The organism is Streptococcus suis (genome assembly GCF_017601095.1).
Lineage (GTDB): Bacteria > Bacillota > Bacilli > Lactobacillales > Streptococcaceae > Streptococcus > Streptococcus suis_Z.
In genome coordinates, this window is record NZ_JAGFUX010000007.1 from 126,861 (window position 1) to 135,367 (window position 8,507).

Genomic DNA, 8,507 nt, shown 5'->3' on the forward strand with positions numbered 1-8,507 from the left:
TTCCTAGGGCGAACTTCTTGCAGATTATTTTGAAAATGCTATACTAGACCAATAGCCAAAAGGAGATGTTTATGGAAAAATTTTGTCAATCCTGTGCCATGCCCCTCAATCTAAACGGCCAAGATGTGAGAGGAACTGAGGCAGATGGAAGTCAGTCTACAAGCTATTGTTCTTATTGTTATGCCAAGGGGGCTTTTTTGGAGCCTGACATCAGTTTTGAACAGATGATCGCTAAAGGAAAAAATGCGATTTCAAACGGTCAAGGAAATAGTTTTGTAAAATTCTTGATGAAAGCCTCTTACCCATTTATGCTGAAAAAAGCCAAACGTTGGCAGGTTCAAAAATAAAGAGATGCAGATGAGTTGGGACAGTCCTCCCTGCTCATTTTTTGTTATAATGTAACTTATGAACGATTTAATCAAGCACAAGTTGGAGCTGCTGCCGGACAGTCCTGGTTGTTATCTCCATAAAAACAAGTACGGAAAGATTATCTATGTGGGCAAGGCCAAAAACCTGCGCAATCGGGTGCGGTCTTATTTTCGTGGTGCCCATGATACTAAGACAGAGGCCTTAGTATCTGAAATTGCCGATTTTGAATTCATCGTAACGGATTCTAATATCGAGGCTCTCTTGCTAGAAATCAATCTGATTCAGGAAAACAAGCCACGCTATAACATCATGCTCAAGGATGACAAGTCTTATCCCTTTATCAAGATTACCAAGGAACGCCACCCACGGTTGATGATTACACGGCAGATAAAAAAGGATGGCGGTCAGTATTTTGGTCCCTATCCAGATGTGGGTGCGGCCAACCAGACCCTCAAACTATTGGAGCGCCTCTATCCATTCCGCAAGTGTAAATTGCCTGAGAACAAGTATTGTCTTTATTATCATTTGGGGCAATGTCTGGCACATGGGGATAACCTGCCCAGCCTGTCTGACTATGACAAGATGGCCAAGGAAGTTGCCCAGTTCTTGACAGGTCATGATGATAAGATTGTCAAGGAAGTTCAGGATAAGATGAAGGTAGCAGCTGGCAATTTGGAATTTGAAAAGGCTGCGGAATACCGTGATGTCCTGCAATCCATTTCTACCCTGCGAACCAAGCAACGAGTGATGGCTCATGACTTGCAAAACCGAGATGTCTTTGGCTACTATGTGGACAAGGGCTGGATGTGTGTGCAGGTTTTCTTTGTTCGGCAGGGGAAACTGATTGAGCGGAATGTCAATCTCTTCCCATACTATAATGATGCGGACGAAGACTTTTTGACCTACATCGGTCAGTTTTACAGGGACCAGCAACATTTGATTCCCTCAGAGGTCTTGATACCGCAGGATATTGACCAAGAAGCCGTAGAAGCTCTGGTAGATACCAAGGTCATCAAGCCCCAGCGTGGCGAGAAGAAGCAACTTATCAATCTAGCGACCAAGAATGCGCGTGTCAGTCTGGAGCAGAAGTTTAATCTCCTGGAGAAAAATCTGGAGAGGACCTACGGTGCAGTGGAGAATATCGGTCAGTTATTGGGAATTCCGACGCCTGTGCGGATTGAGGCTTTTGATAACTCCAACATCATGGGAACCAGTCCTGTGTCGGCCATGGTGGTCTTTGAAAATGGGGTGCCTAATAAAAAAGAATACCGCAAGTACAAGATTAAGACGGTGGAGGGTCCGGATGATTATGCCTCTATGCGTGAAGTGCTGCAACGCCGTTATAGTCGGGTCTTGCGAGACGATTTGACACCGCCTGATTTGATTATCATTGACGGTGGTCAGGGACAGGTTAATGTCGCAAAACAGGTCATCGAGCAGGAGTTGGGTATGTCCATTCCCATTGCAGGTCTGCAGAAGAATGACAAGCACCAGACCCACGAATTGCTCTTTGGTAATCCGCTAGGGGTTGTGGAGTTGCCCCGCAATTCACAGGAATTTTTCCTTCTGCATCGGATTCAAGATGAGGTTCACCGCTTTGCTATTGAGTTTCATCGTCAGGTTCGGTCTAAAAACTCCTTCTCATCTAAATTGGACGGCATAGAAGGCTTGGGACCAAAACGCAAGCAGGCTTTGATGAAGCATTTCAAGTCCATTGGCAATATCCAGTCAGCAAGTTTGCAGGAAATCGCAGAAGCAGGTGTGCCTTACAAGGTGGCGGAGAAGGTTAAGGAATGTTTGGCTCCAAAAGATGACAATTGAAAAAGGGGCAAAATTGTGGTAAAATAAACTATCAATGACTGAATAAGGAGCGTAGAAATGGCTTTCGGTGAAGAAAAACACAAAAAGACAGCTTTTGAGAAAATAACCTTAATTATCGTTCTATTAATGGTTATTGCTACACTTGCTGGTCTGATTTTCCCAGCAGTCAATGCACTGATGAATTAAAAAGGCGCTGTATAGCGTCTTTTTGACAGAAAGAATAGGTTTTTTATGAGTATGTTTTTAGATACAGCCAAGATTACAGTCAAGGCTGGTAAGGGTGGCGATGGCATGGTAGCCTTTCGCCGTGAAAAATATGTCCCAAACGGTGGTCCATGGGGCGGCGACGGTGGTCGTGGTGGTAATGTCGTCTTTGTTGTTGACGAAGGCTTGCGTACCCTCATGGATTTCCGTTACAATCGTCGTTTTAAGGCTGATGATGGTGAAAAAGGGATGACCAAGGGCATGCATGGCCGTGGAGCAGATGATATGGTGGTTCGTGTTCCTCAAGGAACTACTGTCCGTGATGCAGAAACAGGAAAAGTTATTACGGATTTGGTGGAGCATGGCCAAGAATTCATCATTGCTCATGGAGGCCGTGGTGGTCGTGGAAATATCCGTTTTGCGACACCTAAAAATCCAGCACCTGAGATTTCTGAAAATGGAGAACCAGGTGAAGAACGCCAATTGGAATTGGAATTAAAAGTGCTAGCTGATGTAGGTTTGGTCGGTTTTCCTTCCGTTGGGAAATCAACCCTACTTAGCGTGATTACCGCTGCCAAGCCAAAAATCGGTGCCTATCACTTTACTACCATTGTTCCCAATTTGGGCATGGTTCGCACTAAATCTGGCGAATCATTTGCAGTTGCAGACTTGCCAGGTTTGATTGAAGGGGCTAGTCAAGGTGTTGGTCTAGGTACCCAATTCCTTCGCCATATCGAGCGGACACGTGTTATCTTGCATGTCTTGGATATGTCAGCAAGTGAAGGTCGTGATCCATATGAAGATTATGTAGCCATCAACAATGAATTGGAAACCTACAATCTTCGTCTCATGGAACGCCCACAGATTATTGTTGCCAATAAGATGGACATGCCGGAAGCAGCTGATAATCTGAAAGAATTTAAGAAAAAATTGGCAGCAAACTATGATGAATTTGACGAACTACCACAGATTTTCCCAATTTCAGGAATTGCCCACCAAGGCTTGGAAAATCTCTTGGAGGCAACAGCAGAATTGCTAGAGAAAACACCAGAATTCTTGCTTTATGATGAATCAGATTTCCAAGAAGAAGAGGCTTACTACGGCTTTAATCCAGATGAGCCAGAATTTGATATCAGTCGTGCAGATGATGCTAGCTGGATTCTGTCTGGTGACAAGCTCGAAAAACTCTTCACCATGACCAACTTTGATCGTGATGAATCCGTTATGAAATTCGCTCGCCAATTGCGGGGAATGGGAGTTGACGAAGCCCTCCGTGCTAGAGGTGCCAAAGACGGCGATACCGTCCGTATCGGCAAGTTTGAATTTGAGTTTGTGGATTAGTGAAAAAGTCCAGTGGACTTTTTCAGCTGGTCGCCTTGAAATACGAAAGCGACCATGTCCGGGGGACAGTTTTAACCCGAGCCAAGCAATTCAAAAGCGAGGTAACCAACCTTACTAATTTCGTTCAGGCAGTAATATCGACTGCCTGAACTCCATGTCGTAAATTGTCTGATAAGTTAGTTTAGAGTGAACTAAGAAACTCAAGAGTATGGTAGTCTAGGGATAGACTGTATCAGCTGGTCGCCTTGGACTTGGATGAATACAAATAAAGAATGATAGAAATTTGGAGGTTTGTATGGGTGATAAACCGATATCCTTCAAGGATAAAGATGGAAATTTTGTTTCTGCTGCTGATGTGTGGACTGATGAAAAATTAGAAGAATTGTTCAACAAGCTCAATCCCAATCGAAAATTGCGTTTGGAAAGAGAAAGGTTGGCAAAAGAAGCAGAAAAAGATGAGTAGGAAATGAGTTCCTACTCATCTTTTTCATTAAATAGTCTCCACTTCCACCAGCCCGTCTTCTGTTAGTCGGTAGATGGTTTGGCAGACATCTTTTAGAAATCGGCGGTCGTGGGATACGCAGATGAGGCCGCCTGTATAGTCAGCAAATAGTTGGCGGATAAAGGGTTGGGATGTTGGTGAGAAGTTGCGACTGGGTTCGTCTAAGAGGAGGAAATTTGCTTCTTCCAAAACCATTTTTAAGATAAGAATCTTGGCTCGCTGTCCTCCAGAGAGTTCCTTCATCGGGTGATGAACTTCCTGTCTAGTGAATTGGAGGCTGGCTAGATGAGTCAAAATTTTCTGGCGGTAGGCTTGGTCAGCATCTCCAAGTAAGAAATCCAGCGGGCTCAACTTATCATCCAAGATATCTGCATAATGCTGTGGCATATAGCCCAGTGACAGATCCTTGCGGATGGAAAGTAAAGCGTAGACTTGCTTGAGTAAAGTTGATTTTCCGCAACCATTTGGTCCGATAATCCCAATCTTTTCTTGTCCTTTGACCCGAAGTTTAAGGTGGGAAGCAAGGACTTGGTTGCCCAGTTTTAATTGGAAATCTTCTACATTCAACAGAACCTTAGTGGCAGGCAGGCTAGGTGTATCAGTGAAGAAGAGGTTGATAGCGTCTTCGTGGTAGGGAACCTGTGTCAAGTTCTCTTGCATCTTTTCATAGCGTTTCTCTTGGGAGAGAACACTTTTCATCTTCTTGGCAATCAGACGACCCATGGTCGCGTCGTGGGTATTGAGTAGGGTATGACGAACCTGGGATTTTTGCCGTAGGTGTTTGGTCACGGCCTTGTCAAATTCCTTGCGGTCATTGCGAGCCTGCTGGACTTGTTTCTGATAGGCCTGTTCCCGATTGTCACGGTAGGTTTGGTAGTCGTTTGTTTTGACATTGGTTTGAGCCAATGTTTTCTTTTTGACAGACTCTAGGTGAATAATCTTGGTGGCAGTTGCAGCCAATAAGTCTTCATCATGCGAGATGAAGAGAATGGTTTTGGGACTGGTACGGATGAAGTTTTCTAGCCATATCAGCGTATCTAAGTCTAAGTCGTTGGAAGGCTCATCTAGGAAGAGAATTTGACGGTCTCGTGCTAGTAGCTTGATGAGTTGGATTTTAAATTTTTCTCCACCAGATAGGCTGGAAATGACCTGCGTACTGGTAAAGCGGTCGCTGTCAAACTGTAGCTGGTCTGCGTAGAGGTAGAGTAGGCTATAATCAATAGCCTCATCAAAATCGCCAAAGAAGTAGTCATTCAGGGTCAGCTCTGCTATTTCTCGAGGAAGACTTTGGGGAATATAGGTGTGAGAGGAGTAGTGGCGAGTGATGTGGCCGTCAAACTGGAGGTAGTCTTGGACGAGCTTAGGGTCCATGATGAGCTTGAGCAGGCTGGATTTGCCGTTGCCTTCTTCTCCGATAATGGCTACCTTGTCGCCGGGATTGATGGTAATGGAGAGGTTGTGGACCAATGTGCGTAAGTCGTGCTGGTGGTCAATGGTAAGGTGTGAAATCTGTAGCATAAGGCCTCCTAGTCAATGAAAAAACAGCTATCGATTGGGTAGCTGTCGCACGCAAAAAAGCCTTCTGTGCAGGGAGTACCTGCTTAGATAGGAAACGAGGGCGCAAGAAAACCAACCAATCAGTTTAGGTGATATTGAATGGGTGGCTTACTTGTCCATGTCTCCTTACCTCACTTTGTTTATTTTTTTCAGTATAGCATCCTGTTTGGAGTTTGTCAATCTTTCACTGACATGAAAAGGAGTGGTCAAGTTTTGTCATTTTTTTGATTCAAAATAGGAATGATTTGCAAAAATATGAACCTTCTCTTGCGCAAGTTGCTAGGCTTTGAGGTATAATAGGAAGAGCTATTTTTAAACAGTCTTAAAAAATAGTCTAAAATAGAAGGATTTGAAAAATAGTATGGATATTTTATTGAGTGTTTTCCCCATTGTTCTCTTGATTTTCTTGATGATAAAAATGCGGGTTCCAGCCAACTATGCACTTCCTGGCATAGCTGCTTTAGTCTATCTTATTTTGTTGGTTTATTTTAGGACGGATTTTGCCCTACTGAATTCCGGTTTGGTAACAGGATTTTGGGCGACCCTAACACCGATTACGGTTATCATGGGTGCGGTTCTTTTCAACAATTTCCAACAGCAAACAGGTAACCAAGCGGTCATCAATCGCTGGATGTCAAGTTTGACACCCAATCCCGTTGCCCAAATGATGATTATTGGATTTGCCTTTGCTTTCATGATTGAAGGGGCTTCTGGTTTCGGTACGCCTGCTGCAATCGCGGCTCCGATCTTGATTGCGCTTGGTTTTGAACCGATTAGGGTGGTGATTGCAGTTTTAATTTTTAACTCAATTCCTGTATCTTTTGGAGCTGTCGGAACACCGACTTGGTTTGGTTTTGGTTCCTTGGGATTGACCGTGCAGCAAATTGGGGAATTGGGCTTAAAAGCAGCGATTGTTCACTTGACAGCAGGTTTTGTCATTCCCTTGATCGCCCTTCGTTATGTCTTTTCTTGGGCAGAAATCAAGGCTAATCTTCTCTATGTTTACCTGACAGTTTTCGCCTGCGCCTTGCCAATGACCCTTTTAGCAACCATCAACTATGAGTTTCCATCTCTATTGGGAGGTGCAATTGGTTTTATTATCTCAATCTGGTTGGCTAAGAAAAATATTGGTTTAGAGAAGACTGAAAAGGAGAGTGCCCAAGCGGCTCCTGTTGCCATAAAAGAACTCTTTATGGCTCTCTTACCATTGATTAGTCTGGTGCTAATCTTAGTAGTGACACGAGTTCCTCAATTAGGGATTAAAGCCCTGATGCGAACCGATGCAGTTTGGTTCAAAGCTAATCTAGGATTTGCTGATTTGGCAGTTACCAAGGCCTTGAAATTTACCTTGGCAAATGTATTTGGAACAAGCTCTAGTGAATCTTACGAGTTGCTCTATGCCCCAGCCTTTATTCCTTTCTTTGTGATTGTATTTGCCTTATCTGGATTTTATCCAAGTATGAAGGGGAAAGTTTGGAAAATGGTTGTCGGGACTGCTCAGCAAATGGTCGTACCATTCTTCTCGCTAGTAGGTGGTGTAACTATGGTGAAATTTATGCTTCTAAATGGTGATCAGTCTATGGTGTCTATTATTGGGATGTCCTTGGCAGCAGCAACTGGTCCATTCTGGGGAATCTTTGCTTCCTATCTAGGCGCAATTGGAGCATTCTTTTCAGGATCTGCAACCATTTCAAACTTGATTTTTGGTGGGGTGCAACAGTCCATCGCTACACAAACAGGTCTGAACATGACCAGTATCTTGGCCATGCAGTCAGTTGGTGGAGCCATGGGGAATATGACCTGTGTCAATAACATCATCGCAGCTTCATCTGTTTCAGGTGTTCAACGACAGGAAGGGTATATTATGCAAAAAACTGCCGTACCTATGTTTATCTACGGTATCATTACAGCTTTAGTTGGATTATTTTTATAAAACAAGAAGCCTCGAAATGAGGCTTTTTTGATGTTTGTATTACTAGATGAATAGGAATGGTTATTCTCATCTATTCAGATTTGTGATAAAATTGACCTACCGAGATGAACTAGTAAGGAGATATTCATGGCGATCGAAGGAGTAGAGCAGGCCGCAGTATTAGAAATTGACAATCAGATTCGGCTTCGTAAATATGATGGAATTCATGATTTTGCTTTGATATGGCATCAAGATTTGGAATTGGTCTGGCTGATTGATGGTGATCAAGAACGTTATAGTCAGGACTTGCTCAATCGTATGTATGAATACTTGTCAACGAATGGAGAATGTTATTTCATTGAGATAATTGAAAATGGTCAGTTTCTACCAATAGGTGATGTGACTCTTTTTAAAGATGATTTTGCCATTGCCATTGGAGACAAGAGGTATTGGAAAAAGGGAATAGGAACCAAGGTATTGCAGCGAATGATTGATCGAGCAAGGGAGCTGGGCTTTGTGGAAATACTTGTCGAAGAAATTTATGATTGGAATCTTGGTTCACGAAAGCTGTTTGAGAAATGTGGCTTTGAAGCTGTTGAAAAGACAAAGAAAGGTTGGTCCTATAAAAAAATTTTATAAATCATTGTGAGATGCAAAAAAAGCCTTGACTGTTATGAACTGCACCCCAAAAGTTAGACACAAAATCTAACGATTGGGGTGTTTTTCTTATGAAATTAAGTTATGAAGAAAAACTAGAAATATATGAGCTGAGAAAGAGTGGCGTGTCGTGGGTCAACCTTA

The 8,507-nt window shown here is 43.2% G+C and carries 8 protein-coding genes; 7 read left to right on the plus strand and 1 reads right to left on the minus strand.

All coding sequences use genetic code 11. The annotated features are described in order from the left end of the window. Window positions 1–71: 71 nt before the first annotated feature. From J5566_RS07450 to J5566_RS07470, 5 genes are all read left to right on the plus strand, one after another. Window positions 72–347: a zinc ribbon domain-containing protein gene (locus tag J5566_RS07450; RefSeq protein WP_208562746.1), complete on the plus strand. Its 276-nt coding sequence runs from the start codon at window positions 72–74 to the stop codon at window positions 345–347. Between the two features lie 58 nt (window positions 348–405). Continuing rightward, window positions 406–2,190: an excinuclease ABC subunit UvrC gene (uvrC, locus tag J5566_RS07455; protein WP_208562747.1), complete on the plus strand. Its 1,785-nt coding sequence runs from the start codon at window positions 406–408 to the stop codon at window positions 2,188–2,190. 57 nt (window positions 2,191–2,247) lie between these two features. Further along, entirely contained in the window at window positions 2,248–2,376 is a 129-nt protein-coding gene (locus J5566_RS07460; protein ID WP_158454651.1) for a DUF4044 domain-containing protein, read from the plus strand. A gap of 45 nt (window positions 2,377–2,421) precedes the next feature. Next, the gene (gene obgE / locus J5566_RS07465; protein ID WP_208562748.1) at window positions 2,422–3,735 is read left to right on the plus strand and encodes a GTPase ObgE; all 1,314 of its coding nucleotides are present in this window, start codon (window positions 2,422–2,424) and stop codon (window positions 3,733–3,735) included. Between the two features lie 295 nt (window positions 3,736–4,030). Next, entirely contained in the window at window positions 4,031–4,198 is a 168-nt protein-coding gene (locus tag J5566_RS07470; RefSeq protein ID WP_208562749.1) for a hypothetical protein, read from the plus strand. Between the two features lie 27 nt (window positions 4,199–4,225). Here the strand turns inward: J5566_RS07470 and J5566_RS07475 are convergent, their stop codons facing one another. Next, the gene (locus tag J5566_RS07475) at window positions 4,226–5,755 is read right to left on the minus strand and encodes an ATP-binding cassette domain-containing protein (RefSeq protein WP_208562750.1); all 1,530 of its coding nucleotides are present in this window, start codon (window positions 5,753–5,755) and stop codon (window positions 4,226–4,228) included. 400 nt (window positions 5,756–6,155) lie between these two features. Here J5566_RS07475 and J5566_RS07480 point away from each other — a divergent pair, with 400 nt between their 5' ends. Both J5566_RS07480 and J5566_RS07485 read left to right on the plus strand, forming a co-directional pair. Further along, window positions 6,156–7,727, plus strand: a complete 1,572-nt coding sequence (locus tag J5566_RS07480) for an L-lactate permease (protein ID WP_208562751.1) — start codon at window positions 6,156–6,158, stop codon at window positions 7,725–7,727. A 126-nt stretch (window positions 7,728–7,853) separates the two neighbouring features. Next, on the plus strand, window positions 7,854–8,345 hold the full coding sequence (locus J5566_RS07485; RefSeq protein ID WP_208562752.1) for a GNAT family N-acetyltransferase: 492 nt from the start codon (window positions 7,854–7,856) through the stop codon (window positions 8,343–8,345). Window positions 8,346–8,507 lie beyond the last annotated feature (162 nt).